This window comes from Agrobacterium sp. MCAB5, from assembly GCF_052114365.1.
Taxonomy (GTDB): Bacteria; Pseudomonadota; Alphaproteobacteria; order Rhizobiales; family Rhizobiaceae; genus Agrobacterium; species Agrobacterium tumefaciens.
In genome coordinates this window covers 1-20,095 of the sequence record NZ_JBFREP010000021.1, presented here as the reverse complement: position 1 = coordinate 20,095, position 20,095 = coordinate 1, and the positions used below count along the sequence as shown (strand labels likewise).

Genomic DNA, 20,095 nt, shown 5'->3' with positions numbered 1-20,095 from the left:
TTGGCCTTGGCCCAAGGGGTAGCGTCTGGCATGATGTTCTCCAAAGAAAAAGCCGCCTGGAGGCGGCCTTGGAATCGGGGTTGAGCAGTGCTACTTCTTCTCTGCAACTATTAGATGAGAAGTAATTATATGAGTGTATTCAAACCGGCGGCCTTGGTGGCCACGACAGGTTTCTGCGCAGGCATCGCGTTCGTCATTGCTCGCGATGTGGGCGAAAAGCAATTCACCTTGATTATGGCTGCGGCTTCAGTCGCTATCGCAGTTGCGTCAGCTGTCGCTTGGACTCAACTTTCTAAATTAAAGTCTGTCGACTTGTACGTGGATCGAACGGAGCGCACAGTTGAGAGTTCGGTGCAGGCCGCCGAGGAGCGCCTCCGTCAGATTGTCGAAGTCAAAATCCACGAACTTGCTTTCGACGGTATCGATGCAAATCCCCTCCTAAAGAAAATGCTAGATAGCAAGCTAGACGACGGAATCATATCTGCATTGGATACCGCGTTGAGGCAGCGGACAAATGACGAGGCTAGGACTGTTCGCTCTCTGGAATTTATGCATAGCGTCACTCTTGAGTTGAAGAACAGGTTGGAAGGGCCGAGCGCTCGTGCAGAACGGTCCGCTGGATGGGCCAGGCGCGCTGCTTATGCGATGGCACTTGTAGGCTTGGGGGTTGGTGCCTTTCGGATTTATCTACTAGCCAAAGCAGGGCCTTCCCTACTGGAGTTGTTCAGTCTGACTTATGACCGTTCAATCATTCCGATTCTGGCAGCACGTGCAGCTCCGTGGGTTGGATTTGTATTGCTCGCTGAGTTTACTGCACTGCTATTCCTAAGGTTTAGCAACCAAGCTATTGCCTTGCAGCGTTACTTCACCGAAGGGTTGGCCCAGTTGCGCGACAGGCATCTGGCTATGCGGTTCATCATTGAGTACGGGACGCCAGCACAAATCGTTGATGCCGCCCACAAGATGGTTGAGGTAAGTAGTCGCGAATTGAAATTTCTTGATGAGGCGAAGAATGACAATTCGTTACTCACCAAGGCATCGGCGGCGCTAAAATCAGGTCAACCAACTCGAAGGCCTCGCAAAACCAGCGCCGCAACCAAAGATGTGGATACCCAATAGCTTAAAAGGCCGTTTGTACGTGGTTTTGCACCGTTGGCAGGGTGGTGGGTAGAATAGCAATGGCCGGTTGAAAGATCGCCGAGACAGTGTTTTATTCCCGAGTTAGTAGCGTAGTTTATTCACTGGCCGTTTTCTGAATTGAGAACCTCAAATATTAACTCAACCAAGCATTGGGGTGTGTCATGAGATTGGAAGTAATTGAGCCGCGCGTAAGGGTGCGCCCGGCTGTTGAAACTGAGGTTAACGCGCTTTTCCCGCCCATTGATGAGATTATCGGTCCGATCGATGACACGATTGATAACATGGAGAGGATTCTTCGCGAAGCGATCGAGGCAGAGCGACAAAGGATCCGTGCTGCTACGCCGATCGGCGGTTATTATTTTGAATTTGATAGTTGGGAGACCAGTAATCTGCACTGGGTCGCGCCTTCATCCCTGACCATCTGGCCAAACGGCCACATGGAACTCGTCATCCGTCGATTGTCTAATCAGTTCACGCTGAAACCAGACAGGGGTGGGCCCTTTACCTGGACATTTGATGTCAACCTTTACGCGAATTACACAGATAACGCGCCATCATGGTCAAGGAACTACGTCGTGCAAACACTTGGCTGGAAGGTCGCGCGCGACAACATATTGATGAAATATGATGACACTGGTCTCGCAGAAAATATCTTAAAAATGAACGCCGCATCTATAACGCGACTTAGGCATGACAATCCTTCGCCGCCTGGTTCCGGCTTTCCAATTTACGATGGTACGTTTTGATCAGTGATGGCGCCCCCAAGCCAACCTCTTCGCGCTGCATGGCCCGCTCCAGTTCCAAAAGCCCTGTGCACCTCGCGCCGGTTACCACTCGTGAGCCAGTCAAGCGGATAGTCAGGATGAGGTCATCGACCTCGTCCTGGGCATTAAGCGGTGCAAAATGGGTGGTTTGGGCATACCTCTCTGGCGAATTGTGTGGCTGTGCCTAAAATTCGCGGAGAAGGAGATAGATAATGGTGACTGATCTGCCAGATGCGCACATCCGCACTATCAATGATCTATTGCAGCAGATTGGCTACAATGCAGTCGTGCTCGAGACTGAAGGCGATGACAGCGTTGGATATTTGGCGGGGCGGTATTACGCTTTCTGCCGAAAATCTATTGATAATCTCACTCGGAAGCTGGACGTACGCGCAAAGATTTATCTCTGTTTCATCCTCGACGCTGAAAAAAGTCTTCCAAGCCTGCGCCATCAGACTTGGTGAAGGCGAGTACTGCGTGGCAGTTTGGCTTGCAGCACCATCACGTACGATTGCCACCATCACTCAGCTGATGAGCACATCGGCGATTGCTGAACACCTTGAGTATGAGCTTGACACCTATACCAACCGCACTGAAGCGATGGCGTCCGATAGGTTTGCCGCATATACGGCGCTTGGCTTTGAAGCGAATGTCAAATTCGATGATCCATTGAAAACACTACGCTCACAAATTGCCTTTGGCGCTATCGAATGGTTGGTATATCATGAGCTAGGGCACATCATTAATGGGCATTTAGAGCTTGGCAGAGAGTGGAACGGTCTCACCTTTATTCTAGAAGATGACCGGTCGAAGGAACGCGATAAGAACCTTACAAGCCAAGCTCTTGAAAATGATGCCGACTGCTTTGCAACCTGGCTATTACTTCAACTACGGTTACAAAGCCCGGTTGCTATAGAGGAAATCCGTCCAAGCACCAGTGAAGCAGAAAAGGCACTCCTTCGGTTACGATGTTTTGTATTTGGAGTTTTTTCGATCGTTCGGGGTTTTGACAATCATCCGTTTGACGTGGCTACGGTGTTCGATTCTGATCACCCACCAGGCGTCATTAGGATGAACTACATGATCGATTTGATCGCCACCACGACACTCGAGAACAAATTTCCTTATAAAGCAGAGAAAATCGTCGAAGCTGCACTCGATACCGTTGTGGCTCTAGAGCAATCTATATCACAAGCTACCGGTACGACGGGTGGTGGCAGGGATGTCGTGGCAGCGTTGACGCTAGCTTGGGAACCGTTCAATGTGCCCATCCTGTCGCGATGGGCAAAGCTATACCCAATACTTGACAAGTCTAAGATGGGCACGGGGAAGCTAGCTGCGCCTCAATATCCCCCTGCATAACTTGTGCAAGTGTGGGAGGCGAAAGTTTCAGCGGCCGTCGCTTCCTCAAGGTTGTCGTCGAGTGCGTGAAGGAAGTCGGCGAGCTTCTGCTCGATTTCGGTGTGGGCTGGCACAGTCGTTCGCCAAAAGAAAAAGCCGCCCGGGGGCGGCTGTCGGAAGAGAAGGGGACTTGCACCTACGTCGAAATAGGGAGGGCGGTAATCCGAAGTGCCCGCTTCGATTGTGAACATCTGGTGGTAGAGTGGTTGTGGGCGCGTCACTACCATCAAGCGCCTGCACTGCATACATCAAACAAAGAGGTATTCAGATGACTTTCTACCCATCAAACTCTAAGAGAGCACGCTATATAAGATCCAGAGCTGCTCCGATCCTATGTGGCATTCTCGTCTCATTTTCCGTCGCCAACGTTGCTGTGGCAGAAGACGCGAAAGTCGTGGCCAGTCAGATACTAGATGAGGCAATTCCCGAATTCCAAAGAACAATGGCGTCGATGAGCCAGGGCTGTCACAATGGCCAGGGCGTCCCCCCGTTGAACTGGAGCACTAGGCAAGAACCTGGTAATAAAGCAGTCAAATCGCTCAGCGATGCACGAGTGGCGTTGAGTAGAAACGATATTAGTGGCGCCAAGAAATCCATCGAAGCTGGCCTGAGCCAGTGGGACGCATTAATTGCCGCTTTGGCACGTAGTTGCTCCGGAGGCTCCGGTGGTGACGATCCCACGTATTATGGCAGATATGTCGGATATAGGGATCAGGTGAGGGAGCGCATGCTCACGGTGTTGCGCTTCCTATAAGTTTTCGACAAACAGGCAAAGCCCGGCGGCCGACATCACCTCTGCGCGTGTCACCTAGTAAGGCACGTCATCGTTTTCATCGTGATTGTCCTGTCATGGCCCGCTCCAATTCCAGAACCCCTGAGCACCACGGGCCGGTGAGGGCGGAACCAAAGGTTCGATGTCGGTCATGGGCCAGCCCCAATTGAAAGTGCCTTCACGGTCGCTGTCGTTGATGGCATTCTCCCCGAACTCGCGGGCGCACTCGTCGCCGCTCTTCGGCTCGCCCAATATTGTCGTGCATAAGATGTGCGGGAGCGGAAGCGAGAGGTGGTTCGGTTTGTCTGAACAGTTTCGGGCGTTTCGGTAAGTGGATTTCCGCCTCGATTATGCCGCCACCATCATTGGTGTCAGCGCGTTGAAGTAGGCCTGATCCGGCGTCTGCCGGTCAAGGGATGAATGTGGGCGTCGGCTATTATAGAAGGTCAGATATCGGCCAATGCCGACGCGGGCCTCGGACACGGTCTTGTAAGCATGGAGGTAGACTTCCTCGTATTTGATTGAACGCCAGAGCCGTTCGACGAACACGTTGTCCCGCCACGCACCCTTGCCATCCATCGAGATGGCGATTTCCGCCCTCTTCAGCACCGCCGTGAAGTCCACCGAGGTAAATTGCGAGCCTTGGTCGGTATTGAATATGTCGGGTTTGCCGTAACGGGCCAGCGCTTCCTCGACTGCTTCGATGCAGAAGGCTGCTTCCATCGTGATCGACAGCCGCCACGACAGAACCCTTCGGCTGAACCAGTCCACAACGGCGCAGAGATAGACAAATCCGCGAGCCATCGGAACATAGGTCAGGTCCATCGCCCAGACTTGGTTGGGCCTGGTGACCGCCAGCTTTCGCAGGAGGTAGGGATAGATTTTGTGACCTGGGGCCGGTTTGGATGTGTTCGGGCGGCGGTAGATCGCTTCGATGCCCATCTTCTTCATCAGCGTGGCAATGTGCAACCGCCCAGCTTCCAGCCCTTCTCCCCTCAAGAGCCCTTGCAACATTCGACTTCCGGCAAACGGGTAGTCGACATGCAGTTGGTCGATCCGGCGCATTAGGGCAAGATCGCCGTCAGACACTGGACGAGGCAGATAATAGACACTACGGCTGAAGCCGAGAAGCTTGGCCTGGCGCACGACGGATAGCTTATGCTGGCGGTTGATCATTTCTTTCCGCCCAGCAATCCCGCCTTGCCGAGCGCACCGGATAAAAAATCGTTCTCCAGTGTCAATTCGCCGATCTTGGCGTGCAGCGTTTTGACATCGACGGTTGGACGCCGGTTCCGTCTTCGCTTCATCGCCAAAAACGCCTGTCGCCCCCTCAAGGAGCTGGTCTTTCCATTGTTTGATCTGGTTGGCATGCACATCGAACTGCTGGGACAGTTCCACCAGCGTCTGYTCGCCTCGRATGGCGGCRAGYGCCACYTYTGCCTTGAAAGCCGGGCTGTGGTTCCGRCGCGGTCGTCTYGTCATGGTATCTCCTGTTCCCGGCATCTAAGCCGAAGTCAGGCAGAAATTCCACTTATCCTAGCTGTTCAAATTTCCCGAGCCCGCTCTCCGTGGACTTGAAAATAAAATTCCGAACCCAAGAAAAACATCCATTTATGGTTGTGCACCGTCGCAATAGATTACTATGATTTCGTGGGGAATGAGTCGTGCGTTCCGTTCAGTGGGCACGGGGGGAAATGGGGAACACTTTAAATTCTCGTAAGAAGCAAGTGGATGCGTCGCCATACGCGTCATCCTTGATCGAAGGGCATCGCGATTTCGGCTATTCGCTGGAAACAGCAATTGCGGACGTAATTGACAACTCGATCACAGCCAACGCAAGACACATAAGTATCGTTGTCGACACGGTCTCCGACGCACCGGCACTAGCAATCATCGACGACGGAGATGGGATGACTGAGCCCGAGCTGATTGATGCGATGCGCTTAGGCTCGAAAAATCCGCTTCACCAACGTCAGTCGAGGGACTTGGGGCGGTTCGGCCTTGGCCTAAAGAGTGCCAGCTTTTCCCAATGCCGGAAACTCTCCGTCGCGTCTGTGCGCGACGGTACCCTTACGACCGCGACTTGGGACCTCGACGAGATCGGACGTAGAAACGACTGGACGCTCGATCTTAACGAGGACGTTGGAGGACCGCCCGGTCTGGAACTTCCAGCGGAGCACGGCACTGTCGTAATTTGGGAAAAGCTGGATCGCCTCTCTGGTGGCATTGTCGGCGATGGGACAAAGCGCAGCGAGTACCTGAACGCTGCACTATCCAAAGCAGAAGGACACATTCGGCTTGTTTTTCACAGGTTCCTGTCAGGAACTCGGCCCAAGGTTCGCATCACTCTGAACGGTCGACGGCTCAAACCTATTGACCCATTAGCCAGCGGCCATTCCGCGTCCCAGATCGGGCCAGAAGAGGTTGTTCCGTTGCCTAATGGTGATGTTGTTATTCAGTGCATGACGCTGCCGCACCACAAAATGATGACGGAAGCTGAATGGATTGAGGTCGGTGGCCCCGACGGACACCTGCGCTCCCAAGGATTGTATGTTTATCGCGGCGACAGACTAATTATCGCTGGAGGATGGCTCGGACTTGCCAGACAAACCGAACTGACAAAGCTTTGCCGTGTCCGGATCGATATTCCCAACTCGATGGACGCCCTTTGGAAGATCGACGTCAAGAAGGCGTCCGCGCAACTACCGCCAGCGATTGGCTCAAGGTTGCGAAGAATAATAGAAGGCTTTCTTGGAACTTCGAGGCGAACCTACCAAAGACGTGGCCAGCGTTTGGTCGATCCGGAGAGGCATCCACTTTGGTCGCGGGTTTCGCAAGACGGCAAGATCATCTTCCGCCCCAACCTGGAACATCCCGCATTCACCGGGTTCGCGAGCGAGCTCCCCGAGCAGTTTCGTGCCGGTTTCGAGACGTGCCTCCAGTTGCTCGGTTCGGGTCTTCCAATCGAAGCGCTCCATGCCGACCTGCTCGGTAATGCGGAGGCGTTGGAGGAGGATGAAGCGGACGAACGCCAGATCAGGGAGATGGTGAATGCCGTCGGAGGTGCTCTGCTCGATGCGGGCGTAGCGAAGGACCGAATGAAGGACGTGCTTCGTGCGCACGACTTTTTCAGAAAATCGTGGATCATGGCCGAGGCTGTGATCGACCAGTACATTGAGGATTTCGATGAACTCCGGACAACAGAATCTGCTCAGCGTCGTTGAGAGTGCCCTCTATGACCAGCCAAGGAAGACGGAAGAAGAACTGCGCCAACTGGCGAGCGGCCTAAGCGTTGCATTGATGACGGGATTGACCCCCGAGCAAATCGAACAAGTCGTTCGAGTGGTGGAGGAGAAGAGCGGCATCCGTGCAGGGCTCGGTGCAATCATTGACGACGGTGAGTTCGTTCCATGGCTGGACGACGCAAAAGCTTCCATCGATCCCTACTACTGGAACCGATACAGAAAGCTGCTCATACAGCAGGGAATGCCGCGTGACGTGGTTTTATCCCTCGACGCGGTAACCGACAGCATTCTCGGTCGGACCGGAAATCCCAACCTAGATCAAGCGTGGGACCGGCGAGGAATGGTTGTCGGCCACGTGCAGAGCGGCAAGACGGCCAACTATGCCGGACTTATATGCAAGGCGGCAGACGCTGGTTACAGGCTGATCGTTGTCATAGCAGGAATACATAACAACCTGCGCAACCAGACGCAGGGGCGCGTAGACGAAGGGTTCATCGGCCGCGACACAGGTCGGCAATTACCGGGTTCGAAGTCCAATAAGAACGTCATTGGTGTCGGCAAATTTGACCCTTCGCGCACACCTGTAAGTCTTACCAATACGCTCCGCGATTTCCACAAGGATACGGCCTCGACGAACACCAGCGAGATTGACTCCTACAAGGTCCCGGTTGTCCTGGTCATCAAGAAAAACCATCGCACTCTGGCCAATCTGTTGGAATGGTTGCGCGACAACAGTGCTCGCGGCGATAGCGAAATGATCGACCAGCCTATGCTTCTGATCGATGATGAGGCGGACAATGCATCCATCAACACGAAGTACAAGGATGATCTCGTCACGAAGATCAACGGGCAGATTCGTGATCTTCTGAAGATGTTTCATCGCAGCTGCTATGTTGGCTACACGGCCACGCCATTCGCGAACATATTCATCGATCCCGACCAGGAAGATGACATGTTCAAGGAAGACTTGTTCCCTCGAGATTTCATTATCGGACTGGACGCTCCCACGAACTATTTCGGCGGCAAGAAGATTTTTGTAGACGGCATTGATGAAGAGGGGAAAGGAGTTTGGCTTCGTAACATTACCGACAACGAAGAGATCCTTCCCATCAAGCATGCCATCGACCACGCATTAGACCCGCTACCGCCCTCACTTCTCTATGCACTTCGGGCTTTTCTCATCGCACGGGCAATCCGCGATCTTCGGGGACAAGCCGCAAGCCATTGCTCGATGCTTGTCAACGCGAGCCGCTTCACTCGTGTTCAAGGCCTTATTCGCAATCGGCTGCATGAGGCGCTTGAACGAATCCAGAATGCCGTTCGTATTAATGGGAGTTTGAAGGGGCGAGCACTCGACGATCCCGAGATAGCCGCACTGCGAGATGTCTGGAAGACTGAGTACAGCGAGGCATGGCAAGATTGGAGGGCCATCCAAGAAAGCCTGCTGGACGCTATCGCTTCTGCGAAAGTGGTCGAGGTAAACAGCAGGTCGAACGACCTGAACTACACCGGTGGCGGGGAACGGGGGCAGACGGTTATTGCAGTCGGCGGCTTCTCGCTCTCGCGTGGCCTCACGCTGGAAGGGCTAACAGTCACCTGGTTCCTCAGAAACTCCATGATGTACGACACGCTCATGCAGATGGGACGGTGGTTTGGCTTCCGTGGCGGCTACGAAGACCTATGCCGCATCTGGATGCCGGATGAAGCCATCGGGTGGTATTCTTTCATTGCCAATGCGACCGAAGAGCTTCATCGAGAACTGAAGATCATGGAGCGGGCGAAGGCCACGCCCGGCATGTTCGGTCTCGCAGTTCGCAGTCACCCTTCCGCTCTGATGATTACTGCACGCAACAAGATGGGGTCGTCGGAACAGATCACGACGATGGTAGGACTGGCCAACAAGTTTGTGGAGACGGCGCGGGTTTCGTTGAAAGATATCGAAACCAACAAGACGCTGTCGAGGCAATTCCTGCTGGGCCTCGAAAGCGCTGGCTTCACTCAAGAGAAGGCGGAAGCGTTCGAGGGCGGGTATCTCCACAAGAGTGTGCCGGTCCAACACATCGACGACTTCCTCGCTGGATGGCGTAACGCCGACGAAAGCGTCACCACGGCAACTGCTCCCATCCGCAATTACATTCGAGCGAGAAGCCAAGATGAGCTGAAGGACTGGGACGTGCTGGTTACCGGGCTGCAATCAGGTGCGAGCGATGACACGCTTGGCTGGTCCATACGCCCGATCAGCCGTTATGTAGACCTTGCTGACCTCAAGAGCGGATTTATGTCGTTTAGCGGTAGGCGGATGAGGGTTGCATCGCGTGGTATCGAAAAGGCCGGCATCGATGCAACGAAGGTGAGTGATCGCCAAGATAAGTACCGCCTTGATGAAAACATTACGGAAGGTGCCCGCGTCAATTACCCGGACTCCATTTATCGGGAAGTTAGAGGGCGGCCGCTCTTCATACTGCACCTGGTGAAACCGACGCCGCCGAAAGGGCAGGACGCAGATGAGAGGGCAAAGGCGCTCGAAGGGCTGACAGCCGTCGCTTGGAGCATGAGCCTCCCGGCGTCCAACAAGGCGAGCGAACGTGTGGCGTACGTCGTGAATACGCGCAAGATGATTGAGCTTTTCGGTAGCGATGAGCAGGACGAAGATGCAGTCGATAATGACGAATAATCCTTGGGCGCAGCTCTCGATTGGGGATGCTAGGCGCGTTAACGGCAGCGGGCGTTTCGATTTCTTCTGGATCGTTTTGGAAGACTCCGTTCCTGCACTCGCACTTAAACTTGGAACGGATGTCTTGCCTGACAACCGGATTCCAAGACTGCGCAGTCTCGATTTGCGTTATCGATTGATGAACGGAGTGCAGGCGCTGGTGATTTCTCTTACAGACCCTTCACTCTCCGATACGTTCGTAACGCTTTGTCTTGACGTTGTACGAGCTGGAGAGGCCGGCAACGGGATCGATCAGGCACTGATCCTCTGCCTTAACCGAACCAGACGATGGCATTACCTGCTGCGTGGCGGTGTGTCAGACGAGTTGACCGTTGAGGAGCAGCGTGGGCTTGTTGCCGAATTGGCGTTCCTCACAGCGGTGGCCGACGCAAAGGGCCCCGATTTCGCAGTAGAGGGTTGGAAGGGGCCCGAAGGCGCTGCGAAGGATTTCGAGTTTCCTCAGGCATGCGTGGAGGTCAAAGCCCGACGAGCAGCATCGAGGCCATACATCGCCATATCGTCCGAAGACCAACTCGCAGATGTGCCCGGCGCGCGTCTGTTTCTGAATGTCACGGAAGTCGCTTCTGGCTTGGAAGGGGACGGACTTACTCTTCATGAACAAGTGGGAACGATGGCGGCGCGACTGACGCCTTCTCCTTTTGCACTTTCCCGATTCGAAGATTTGCTCGTATCCGTCGGATACGTCGCCTCGCACCGATACGACGATCGCCGGTGGGTCGTCGGCGCAAGCCGTGTCTTCGAGGTATCCGAAGGGTTTCCTCGTCTCGTATCCCCGATGCCAGTGGGGGTTTCCGGTGTTCGATATTCTATTGCACTCAGTGCCTGCACGCCCTTCGAGTTTGGCGGCTCAGTCCTCGACGAGATAAATTAAAGGTACAGCCATGAGTGATTTGCAGGATTTTCATCAGCAGCTGATCGCGGATGTCCAAGGTGACGCGGACGCCTTGGGCCGGGTGACAGCGGAGGCATTTTTCGAGCAAACCGGTACATATCTCACGGAAGCGGGAGAAACAGAAGAAGCGAACTGGTCATATTATGTCGACGATCCGATCAGTCCGAAGGCTCAGGTGCATGGGTACGGCGGCGATCCCCGAGATGGAAACGGCATTCTGTCGCTCATTATCTGCGACTTTCAAGTTGGGCCAACAGTTCGGACATCCAATGCTGACCACGTCAAGAAACTGTTCAAGCGGCTTAGCGATTTCCTGAAGGTATCGCGCAAAAGATCGTTTAGAGAATCTCTTGAAGAGACCAGTCCCGGATATGGATTAAGTGAACTGATCGCGACGACATGGACGGACGTTGAAAAGATCAAGCTTATCGTCGTTACCAACGCCGAGTTCCGCGCCAAGTCGGACGGCGTTCCCGCAGGTACCATAGACGACAAGGAGGTCACCTACAGCGTATGGGACCTCAAGCGACTGAGCCGCTACGTCGAACAGGGATTGACGCGGCAAAGCTCGGAAGTGGATTTCGTGAAGGACTTTGGGGGCGGCGTACCGGTTTTGAGAGCCTCGGCTGGCGAGGATGCACTTGAGACATATATCGCGGTCATACCGGGAGAGCAGCTTGCAAAAATCTACGACAGATGGGGCCCGAAGCTTCTGGAATCGAATGTCCGAAGCTTTCTTCAGGCCCGTGGAGCCGTCAACAGAGGCATGCGGGACACGATTTCGAAAAGCCCGAGTATGTTTCTCGCATACAACAACGGACTAAGTGCAACTGCTGACGCCATAGAGATCGAGCAGACGCCTGCAGGCCTCTCCATGATCAGGGCTGAGAATCTTCAGATTGTGAACGGAGGCCAGACGACTGCATCCATCCATGCCGCCAGGAAGGCGGCATCCGAGCAGTTGAAGCAGGTCTTCGTGCAAATGAAGCTGAGCATCGTTCCGCATGACCTGTCGGAGACCGTAGTTCCACTTATCTCCCAATACGCAAACAGCCAGAACAAGGTCGCAGCCGCCGACTTTTTCGCCAATCATCCATTTCACATCAAGGTTCAGGAGATGTCGCGGAGGCTACTGGCCCCAGCCGGTGGAAGCGGCTACCGGGAGACAAAGTGGTTCTACGAGAGAGCAAGGGGGCAATTCGCTGACGAACGTGGCCGCCGGACAGTCAGCGAGCGCAAGGTTTTCGACGCCGAGTTTCCTCGGCATCAGTTCTTCAGCAAGACGGACCTTGCGAAGTATGAGAACACCTGGAGCGGATCGCCTCATGACGTGAGTAAAGGCGCACAGAAAAATTTTTCCGAATTCGCGAAGCAGATTGGCTCGGCGTGGGGCAAGGAGGGCTCGGCATTCGACGAGGTTTGGTTTCGCCGGCTCATCGCCAAGACCATTATCTTCAGGAAAACGGAAACGCTGGTCTCAGCCGCCGAATGGTATCAAGGAGGTTATCGCGCGAACATTGTGACTTACGCCCTCGCGAAGCTAGTCAAGGACGCGGAGAAGAGGGAGCGCGTCATCGATCTGGATAAGGTGTGGAGGCGGCAGGCAACGAGCTACGATCTCGAGCGAGCCCTTCTAGCGGCTGCCGAGGAGGCTCAAACAGTGATCCTCACCCCGCCCGCAGGGATCAAGAACATGAGTGAGTGGGCGAAAAAACAGGCCTGCTGGAAGACCCTTAGTGATCGCTCGGTATCCTATGGTGATGGTCTGGAAAACGTTCTTGTCGTTCCAGATGAAGCCGCGTCTGAGGTTCGAGATGCTCGGGCTGATCGGTCCCTTACCAACAGTGCATCCGCCGAGATGCGCGTTCACCAGCTAGGAGCAGCTTTCTGGAAGGATGCTTACATTTGGGGCCACAAGCATAGGAAGCTCACGCCACGGGATATCGGCATCATGGAAACATGCGCCGCCATTCCACGACGTATGCCAAGCGACCGCCAATGTGTCCTCGCGATCACCATTTTGGACAAGCTGGTAGACAGCGGCTTCAGTCATACAACACTAGCTGTGGATCAAACCACGGCCGACTAGGCGTAGTCGAACACTGGTAGAATTGCCTTGGCGATTTGCAAAGCGAGATATGGTGGCACCGCGTTTCCTACCTGGGTGAACTGTTCGGTCCTGTTCCCCATGAACCGATAGTTGTCCGGAAATGTTTGAAGACGCGCAGCCTCGCGCACTGTTAATGACCGGCACTGTTTAGCGTCAGGGTGAATGAAGTAGTGTCCATCCTTGGCAATGTGGCTCGTGATCGTGGTCGATGGGACGTCCCGCCGTTGAACGCGAAAGCGGTCAGCAAACTTTCCGCTTTTCCAATTGGCGTGAGCGGGAGCGATCTCAGGTGGAAATTGGCTCGCTTTTGGGCTGTACCCTTCGGCCACCGTAAAGCATGCCGCGTACATGTATCTGGCCAAGTCTGTGATTAGGCATGGAATAAGGACCCCGTAAATGGGGTGATCGGCGTCCAAACGGGGGTCTGACTCAATCTTGATGATGTTTTAGATTCCACTGGTATGGTTTTTCACGGAGAACCAGCGCCATGCGAGCCCAGTTTCGGCTTTCCGATCTGATCCCTGCCGAGTTGACCGTCAAGGCAGCGCACCACACACCCGATGCGATCGTCATCGCCGCATATGGAAAGTCCTCAGGTTGCAGGTGTCCCGAATGCGGCACGACCTCCCATCGCGTTCATAGTCGCTACCCTCGGATGATCGCCGACCTACCGTGTGCGGGCAGAAAGATCGAATTGCACCTGACGGTCCGACGCTTCGTCTGTAGTGCCGTCCATTGCCGGCGAAAGATTTTCGCCGAGCGTTTCGGTGATGGCGTAGTCCGTCCGATGGCTCGCCGGACAGCCCGTCTGGACTGCCTGGTTCGGCATCTCGCTCTTGCATTAGGTGGCCGTCCGGCGGCAAGGTTTGCCGATCGTCTCGGGCTTCCGGTCAGCAATGACACGCTGCTTCGAACTGTTCGCCGATATGATTGCCCACCGCCGCCGCTGCCAAGCGTTATTGGCATTGATGACTGGGCGTGGCGGCGCAATCATCGATATGGCACGATCATCTGCGATCTGGAACGGCGAAAAACGATCGCTTTGTTGCCCGACCGAGAGCCCACGACCGCAAAGGCTTGGCTGGTCGAGCAGCCGCAAATCGAAATCGTCGCAAGAGACCGTGGCGGCGGGTATGCGCAGGCCGCTGCACAAGCCCTACCACACGCCGAACAGGTCGCCGACCGCTGGCATCTCATGGAAAACGCTAGCCACGCCTTTCTTGATGCCGTTCGCAAGTCGATGCGGCAGATCCGCATGGCAGTAGGTACAGCAACTGTAAATCCTCAGCTTTTGACTGCTGCCGAACGCCTGCAATATGACGGATATCTGAGACGTGAAGAGACGAACTCTGTCATTCGTGAACTCGTCGGCGAAGGCGTGTCCATCAAGGAGATCGTGCGCAGAACCGGGCACAGCCGAAAGCTTGTCCGCAGTGTCGTCCGTGGTCAACGGACCGATATCTTTCGGGTGCGACAAACCTCCCTTGAACCGCATTTGCCGTGGCTGGAAGCGCAATGGGATGCCGGATTGCGAAACGGCGCTGAACTGTGGCGGCAGCTTCGGCTGGCTGGTTTCGGTGGAGGTCTCCGCATTGTTACGGAATGGGCAACACGACGAAGGCGAGCCGAAAAAGCCGAGAACGGGCTCGGCCACGCGCCCGCAGCACGCACCATCGTCCGCCTGATGCCCCTTGAACGCAACAATTTGACCAAGGCTCAGACGATGACGGTCGCGGCGATAGAGGAGCGACTACCGGACCTTGTCGAGGCCAGAGACGTCGTGGAAAGCTTTCATGAAATGCTACGGCGCAAGTCCAAGGATGACCTGGACACGTGGATCGACCGCGCAGCAACGAGCTTGGTCGCGTCATTTGCCAACGGCATTATCCGCGACAGAGCAGCGGTTCAGAATGCAATCACTTCAATTTGGTCGAACGGTCAGACAGAGGGCCAGATCACCAAGCTCAAACTCATTAAGCGCCAGATGTACGGCCGGGGGAAACTCGATTTGCTTGAGGCACGTATCGTCGGAGCACCCTGATGTCATCGAAAATGCGTCAGACCCCCGTTACGACGCCGATTGACAGACTGAGTATTGATGACGAACCGGTCGAACCGGGGATTGGGACAACCCTTCCGAGCCAAGCGCTTCGTGCGCGTAGAGGTGATTGGGATCCAATCTGCGGACTTCATCAAGGCCCGCGGCCATATGTGCGCCGCACATCGAGGCCGGACACATGGCTGCACCCGACCGCACCGAAACTTACTTTTTCCACTTGCAAAAACGGGGCCGTCCACACATGGCTCACTTTTCGGTGGAAAAACCGGCTCAGTTCCGCGTGAAAACCAACAAAAATGGCGCGATCCGTATTTTTCGCAACGGAGAACCGCAAAAGGTCATAGTCAAAGAGACGCTACGTTCGGTCGCGGCAGATATCGGGGTCGATTTGTTAAACTCCAAGGGTGGATTGAAAAACACTCAGCAGCTTGGTGCCGATGTCATTCGTTGTCTGAACGCGGCAGCAGGTTTGTTGTGAGACATTCCGCGACGGCACACCTTTGCTTGCCACCGCCTTCTGAGTTTTCTGATGGTCGCCATAGTGATCTCCGTTTGTGATCACGATGATGCGTAGGATGCCCCGCAAAGGGGGCCAAGGATAATTCCGGCGCGCCAGCAACCAATCCGGACATCCAACTGATATGGTCCTGCAGGTCACCGCAGGGAGAACCGGAATGCTAGCGCTTGGTCGCCATCCACAAGACATGGCGGGCACCGCCGCGTTTTCCATTGGCGCGCACATTCACCTCATCGGTAGCAAAACCCGTTTCTCGCAATCGACGTGTGAAAGCGCTATCCGGTGCAGATGACCAGACCGCAAGCACACCGTTCGCACGCAGGGCATTTCTGGCGGCAAGAAGACCGCTGCGATCGTAGAGGCTATCGTTGGAGGCGCGCGTCAGCCCATCGGGACCGTTGTCGACATCGAGCAGAATGGCATCGTAAGCCGTTTTCTGGGACCGGATCAGCGCACCAACATCACCTATACTGATGGCCACACGGGGATCGTCGAGCTTGCCCTCGTGGAGATCCGACATCGGTCCCCGGGCCCAATCAACCACCGCCGGAACAAGCTCCGCCACAGTAACCCGAGCATCRTCCGGCAGTTCGCTCAGGGCCGCCCGCAATGTGAAACCCATACCGAGGCCACCGATCAGGATGCTGGCGTTGTTCCGTCCCGCGATACGCTCACAGCACAGCGTAGCCAGCGCCTCTTCGGAGCCGCTCAACCTGCTGTTCATCAGCTCTGTCGAGCCGAGCATGATGGAAAATTCGCTCCCGCGTTGTTTCAGGCGCAATTCACCCCCATCTCCAGGAATGGTCGCGCGATCAAGCTGAATCCAAGTAAGCATCGGCATATCTCGTTGTGTTGCTTCTGGCCACCTCGTAGCATGGGCGCAGTGTTGTGGCATCTGAATATCAGGGGATAGAAAAAGAGCGCCCGCGAAAAGAGTCTGGAGGCCCGAATTCCATTGCGCTTGTGTGGCTACCGGTGCCGTGGAAATGGTTGGGAAGAATCCGTTGAGTGCCGGGAGCGTGGCCCAATGAATGGAACCTCTTTTCCGACAAATTGCTCTGGTGGGATTTATATGTCCGGGAACCGTCGCCTACTCAATGTTCATGATGGCGGAGAGGGTGGGATTCGAACCCACGATACCCTTGCAGGTATGCCGCATTTCGAGTGCGACGTAAGACCCGCAGTGATTTCTCTCTTYTTACCGCCTGCCGCTGGTTTTCGGTAAGCGATAGGCTKAGACCGGTCAGGCCTTGTAGTTCTGCCGCATAAGTGCATCGTTTTCGCTGCTAGGCCAGCCATTTGGCAGGCGCTCGAGCATCTGCGTCAGCCAAGCCTGGGGATCGACAGAATTCATCCTTGCAGTTTATGTCGACCGGCGAACTATGCCGAGTAATCAACTTGTTACCAACGCTTCCGGCATCATAGCGGGCACAAGCATAGCCAGATTGATGACTTGTTGCCATAGAGCTACATGGATCATTCATATGCACCGAAGACTGCAGTCGGCGCTTAGCCGTCATTGGGTCACAATGTGCGGCTCCTATGGTGCGATGATAGCGGGCGGAGCCGGGGCGATGGCCACATGCTTAAAGGCACATATTTTCTTTTTTCGGTCATGGCGTGCGTTGTCCAATCAACAGCTACAGCTTCAGCCCAAATCGCTGCGTTCGATGAGCGGCGTATTCAAGCCGCTGTCATGCTGGATGGGTTTGCAGAGCCCATTGTCGGTCAAGCCCATTGCCGGGTCGATAATAAGTGCGAGATCATTTCTGGTTCAGGATCAGGCGTCAAAGTAGATGTTACCTGGCGTCGCCGGGGGGCAGTCGAGTCTGCAGATTTGACAATTCAGTGCCCAAAGGACTGCTCGTTCACATCAGGTCGGTCGAAGGTCACTTTCCAGAGCGAACGAAAGTTCGATCTTTTTCGCGGCGCAGAGAACCACGTTGAGATAGGGCCGGTGTTAAGGCCGAGGATCAAAATCGGGCGAATTTTTCTGATCGTAGAATAAGCTTACTGATCGCTGCAATTGACGCATTATTGCCATCCGCCTGACAGCGGAAGTCGTTCGAAACGGCAAACGTGCGTGGTCAAGTTGCACGGCAAACAGCGCTTACCACACACGTCGGAACGGAATGCTCTGGTCGCGACGGGTCAAATCCATCGCGACGCCTAGGAAATTTGGAAGCGTGGCGCACTTTTAGGAGTGACCGATTAAAAGACGCCAATGTTGTCGTCAGCGCCGACTATCGACTCAATCCAAGCCCTTGAGACCGATTAAGCTGCTGTCTCAGCGCGTGGTCATGGCTGAGCTCGGCATGGCGTGTACGATGCACGATGCGGGCGATCGTCTTGATCTGCTCGGCCTGCTTTGCGAGCTCCGGGCGTGCCTCGAGCTCCTCGGCGAACCTGCGAGGATCTGAACTACCAAACCGCCGCGTGAGCGCTTCGGCTACCAGCGTGGCCTCATCGAGCGCGGCTCGGCCCTCAGGAGACGAGCGCAGTTCCGAGATAAACTGGTTCCGCTTGTCGACTGGCATCTTCTCCACCTCGGCAATGATTTCGGCGCTACGGGAGGTGAGGCCGGGAACCTCGATGACGTCACGCTGCTCACGCTGCCATTGTTCGCTCGCGCGTTCTTCGCCAAGCCGGCGCTGCCATGCCTCGGAGACATAGCCAATATGGGCCGACAGAGACCTTGCATATTGCAGCGCCTCCTTCCGCTCCTTGTTATTCCCGAACAGACCCGACTTGCCGCGCAGGTCCCCGAACCGTTCGGGTTGCTCGGCCATGGCCTTCGCCATGATGTTGCCATTGCCTTCCTTCTCGGTCATCGCGGTACGCAATCTCGCGGCGACCTCGACCGGATCACGGAACACGAGCCGCGCGAGAGATTCCACCGTATCAAATCTGTGATCGATGACGGACATGGCCCTTTCGCGGACCACGTCTTCGATGCTGTGGTCGTGACGCGTGATCGCTGGCACCAGCGGAGCTGGCTTGCCGGGTTCCATCAGCGATTGTTGGACTACAGTTTCTGCGGGGGCAGGGATGGCGCCGTCTTGCGACATGACGTCGGACCACCGAATGCGGCGATAGCCTTTGTTGTCCTCAGCCCTGTGCTGATCTTCGCGGTGAACAGGACCGGCCAGATCGCCGGCACGTTCCTCGTAAACCTGCTCACGCTCTGATGGCCGGTCCTGCTGCTCCCGTTGCAGATGGGCCGCACGGGACAAGACCTCTTGACGCTCATCTTTGGCGGAAGCGAGTTCAATCTCGCTTCTGACACCAAACTCTTGCTCGATCCCTTGGCCGCTTGCGATCCATTGGTCGCTGGCGATCCCGCGCCGCTCGGCAAAGTCGCTGATGTAATCCAGCGTGGTTTCCTTCGCGCCGGAACGCGACAGGCGGTTTGTCAGCGGTTGGTACGCCAACGCGTCACCCTTGACGACACGCCATGCATTGCGCTCGGCCTGGGTGCCATCCGGAAGCGTGACAGGCGTGGCCCCTTGATGCTGCAGTCCGATCCTGTCCCCGATCTTTGGCGATGCATCTCGCATGGCCCGCTTGAGATCGACGCCCCACACGGTATGCCGCTCGCCCTTGTCGTTCTCGTTCTCCAGGGTCACAAAATAGTTTTCTCGCGCCTGGCGATTATGCTCGTAGGGCGCAATGCCGTGATCAACCAGCCGGCCCGCACTGGCGAACTCCTTGATGTCCGCATAGAGCTGCACGCTGTCGCGGTGCCTTGTCATGGCAACATAGGTCAGATGCCGGTCCATGGTGCTCGACGCCAGCACAAAGGCGCGATCGACTGTCGCCCCCTGGTTTTTATGGATCGTCGTCGCATAGCCGTGGTCGATCGCCTGATAGCTGTCTGTCGGAATGCTGACACTGTCGCCGCCTCGACCATCGAGCCGGGCGATGATCTTGCCCGGCTCCACATGCTCGACCGTGCCAAGCATGCCGTTTTTCACACGGAGGTCGCGGTTGTTTTCGAGGAAGATGATCCGGTCACCGGCGGCGAAGGCGCGTTTGCCGTTATTGGTCTGGAAGTTCAGTTCTCCAACATCCTCACCACCTACACCGTCCTCACCATTCCCACGGTCTCCACGGTCCGCACCGTCGCCCAGCCCGGGGCTGCGCTCCAGCCTTTGTCTGTTTTGAAGTTCAGAACGAATGGCGGCATTGAGGGCTCGCACATCAGCGCGGCGATGCGCCATGGCGACCCGGGTGCCATCGGCACGCTTCTCACTATCGGCAAGATAATCACGCACGATCTGCGCCATCGCCGCGTCGCGGCTTTCCGCAAAGAGGATGTCGCCGTGATCGCGATAGGCGGCCAGCCCCTCGGCCGTCTTGTGGGTCGCAAAGGCAACCGATGCCTGTCTCTGCCAATCATGGCGCTGGCGGCGAATGCCCGAAAGTTCGACATGGCCAATCTGCTCGGCAATCGCCCTGAAG

The 20,095-nt window shown here is 55.6% G+C and carries 15 protein-coding genes and 1 pseudogene; 11 read left to right on the top strand and 5 right to left on the bottom strand.

The features are described 5' to 3' along the window. Window positions 1-129: 129 nt before the first annotated feature. The 4 genes from AB4Z23_RS26575 to AB4Z23_RS26560 all read left to right on the top strand — a co-directional run bounded on the left by AB4Z23_RS26575 (window position 130) and on the right by AB4Z23_RS26560 (window position 3,266). A complete protein-coding gene (locus AB4Z23_RS26575; RefSeq protein WP_174012582.1) occupies window positions 130-1,119 on the top strand; it encodes a hypothetical protein in 990 nt (329 codons plus the stop codon). Between the two features lie 182 nt (window positions 1,120-1,301). Then, a complete protein-coding gene (locus AB4Z23_RS26570) occupies window positions 1,302-1,886 on the top strand; it encodes a hypothetical protein (RefSeq protein ID WP_441361075.1) in 585 nt (194 codons plus the stop codon). A 230-nt stretch (window positions 1,887-2,116) separates the two neighbouring features. After that, window positions 2,117-2,368, top strand: a complete 252-nt coding sequence (locus AB4Z23_RS26565) for a hypothetical protein (RefSeq protein WP_441361074.1) — start codon at window positions 2,117-2,119, stop codon at window positions 2,366-2,368. 13 nt (window positions 2,369-2,381) lie between these two features. Beyond that, window positions 2,382-3,266 (top strand): hypothetical protein, encoded by an 885-nt coding sequence (locus tag AB4Z23_RS26560; RefSeq protein ID WP_441361073.1) that lies wholly within the window; start codon window positions 2,382-2,384, stop codon window positions 3,264-3,266. A gap of 1,159 nt (window positions 3,267-4,425) precedes the next feature. Here AB4Z23_RS26560 and AB4Z23_RS26555 read toward each other — a convergent pair. Next, on the bottom strand, window positions 4,426-5,559 hold the full coding sequence (locus AB4Z23_RS26555) for an IS3 family transposase (protein ID WP_441361072.1): 1,134 nt from the start codon (window positions 5,557-5,559) through the stop codon (window positions 4,426-4,428). Window positions 5,560-5,741: 182 nt separating this feature from the next. Here AB4Z23_RS26555 and AB4Z23_RS26550 point away from each other — a divergent pair, with 182 nt between their 5' ends. The 4 genes from AB4Z23_RS26550 to AB4Z23_RS26535 are packed head-to-tail and all read left to right on the top strand — an operon-like array spanning window position 5,742 to window position 13,037. Then, window positions 5,742-7,301, top strand: coding sequence for an ATP-binding protein (locus AB4Z23_RS26550; protein WP_441361071.1), 1,560 nt, complete (start codon window positions 5,742-5,744; stop codon window positions 7,299-7,301). Further along, entirely contained in the window at window positions 7,264-9,996 is a 2,733-nt protein-coding gene (locus AB4Z23_RS26545; protein ID WP_441361070.1) for a Z1 domain-containing protein, read from the top strand. Before AB4Z23_RS26550 ends, AB4Z23_RS26545 begins: the two co-directional genes overlap by 38 nt. Then, entirely contained in the window at window positions 9,986-10,927 is a 942-nt protein-coding gene (locus tag AB4Z23_RS26540) for a PD-(D/E)XK motif protein (RefSeq protein ID WP_060726834.1), read from the top strand. Before AB4Z23_RS26545 ends, AB4Z23_RS26540 begins: the two co-directional genes overlap by 11 nt. A gap of 10 nt (window positions 10,928-10,937) precedes the next feature. After that, on the top strand, window positions 10,938-13,037 hold the full coding sequence (locus AB4Z23_RS26535) for an AIPR family protein (RefSeq protein WP_441361069.1): 2,100 nt from the start codon (window positions 10,938-10,940) through the stop codon (window positions 13,035-13,037). On the opposite strand, the gene AB4Z23_RS26530 is transcribed toward AB4Z23_RS26535, so the two are convergent. Then, a complete protein-coding gene (locus AB4Z23_RS26530) occupies window positions 13,034-13,408 on the bottom strand; it encodes a DNA cytosine methyltransferase (protein WP_441361068.1) in 375 nt (124 codons plus the stop codon). The two genes, AB4Z23_RS26535 and AB4Z23_RS26530, sit on opposite strands and share 4 nt — an antisense overlap. Window positions 13,409-13,545: 137 nt before the next feature. Here AB4Z23_RS26530 and AB4Z23_RS26525 point away from each other — a divergent pair, with 137 nt between their 5' ends. Together AB4Z23_RS26525 and AB4Z23_RS26520 are read left to right on the top strand one after the other, a co-directional pair. Next, complete coding sequence (locus AB4Z23_RS26525; RefSeq protein WP_441361067.1) at window positions 13,546-15,099, top strand: ISL3 family transposase; 1,554 nt, start codon at window positions 13,546-13,548, stop codon at window positions 15,097-15,099. A gap of 196 nt (window positions 15,100-15,295) precedes the next feature. Next, window positions 15,296-15,595, top strand: coding sequence for a hypothetical protein (locus AB4Z23_RS26520; RefSeq protein ID WP_181018483.1), 300 nt, complete (start codon window positions 15,296-15,298; stop codon window positions 15,593-15,595). Between the two features lie 199 nt (window positions 15,596-15,794). Here the strand turns inward: AB4Z23_RS26520 and AB4Z23_RS26515 are convergent, their stop codons facing one another. After that, window positions 15,795-16,469, bottom strand: coding sequence for a hypothetical protein (locus AB4Z23_RS26515; RefSeq protein ID WP_112156864.1), 675 nt, complete (start codon window positions 16,467-16,469; stop codon window positions 15,795-15,797). Between the two features lie 408 nt (window positions 16,470-16,877). Further along, window positions 16,878-16,997, bottom strand: a pseudogene (locus AB4Z23_RS26510) (transposase domain-containing protein); the annotation flags it as partial. Between the two features lie 219 nt (window positions 16,998-17,216). On the opposite strand from AB4Z23_RS26510, the gene AB4Z23_RS26505 reads away from it, so the two are divergent. After that, window positions 17,217-17,642, top strand: coding sequence for a hypothetical protein (locus AB4Z23_RS26505; RefSeq protein WP_112156846.1), 426 nt, complete (start codon window positions 17,217-17,219; stop codon window positions 17,640-17,642). A 235-nt stretch (window positions 17,643-17,877) separates the two neighbouring features. On the opposite strand, the gene AB4Z23_RS26500 is transcribed toward AB4Z23_RS26505, so the two are convergent. Then, the coding region (locus tag AB4Z23_RS26500) for a BID domain-containing protein (protein WP_441361066.1) at window positions 17,878-20,095 on the bottom strand (2,218 nt) is incomplete at its 5' end.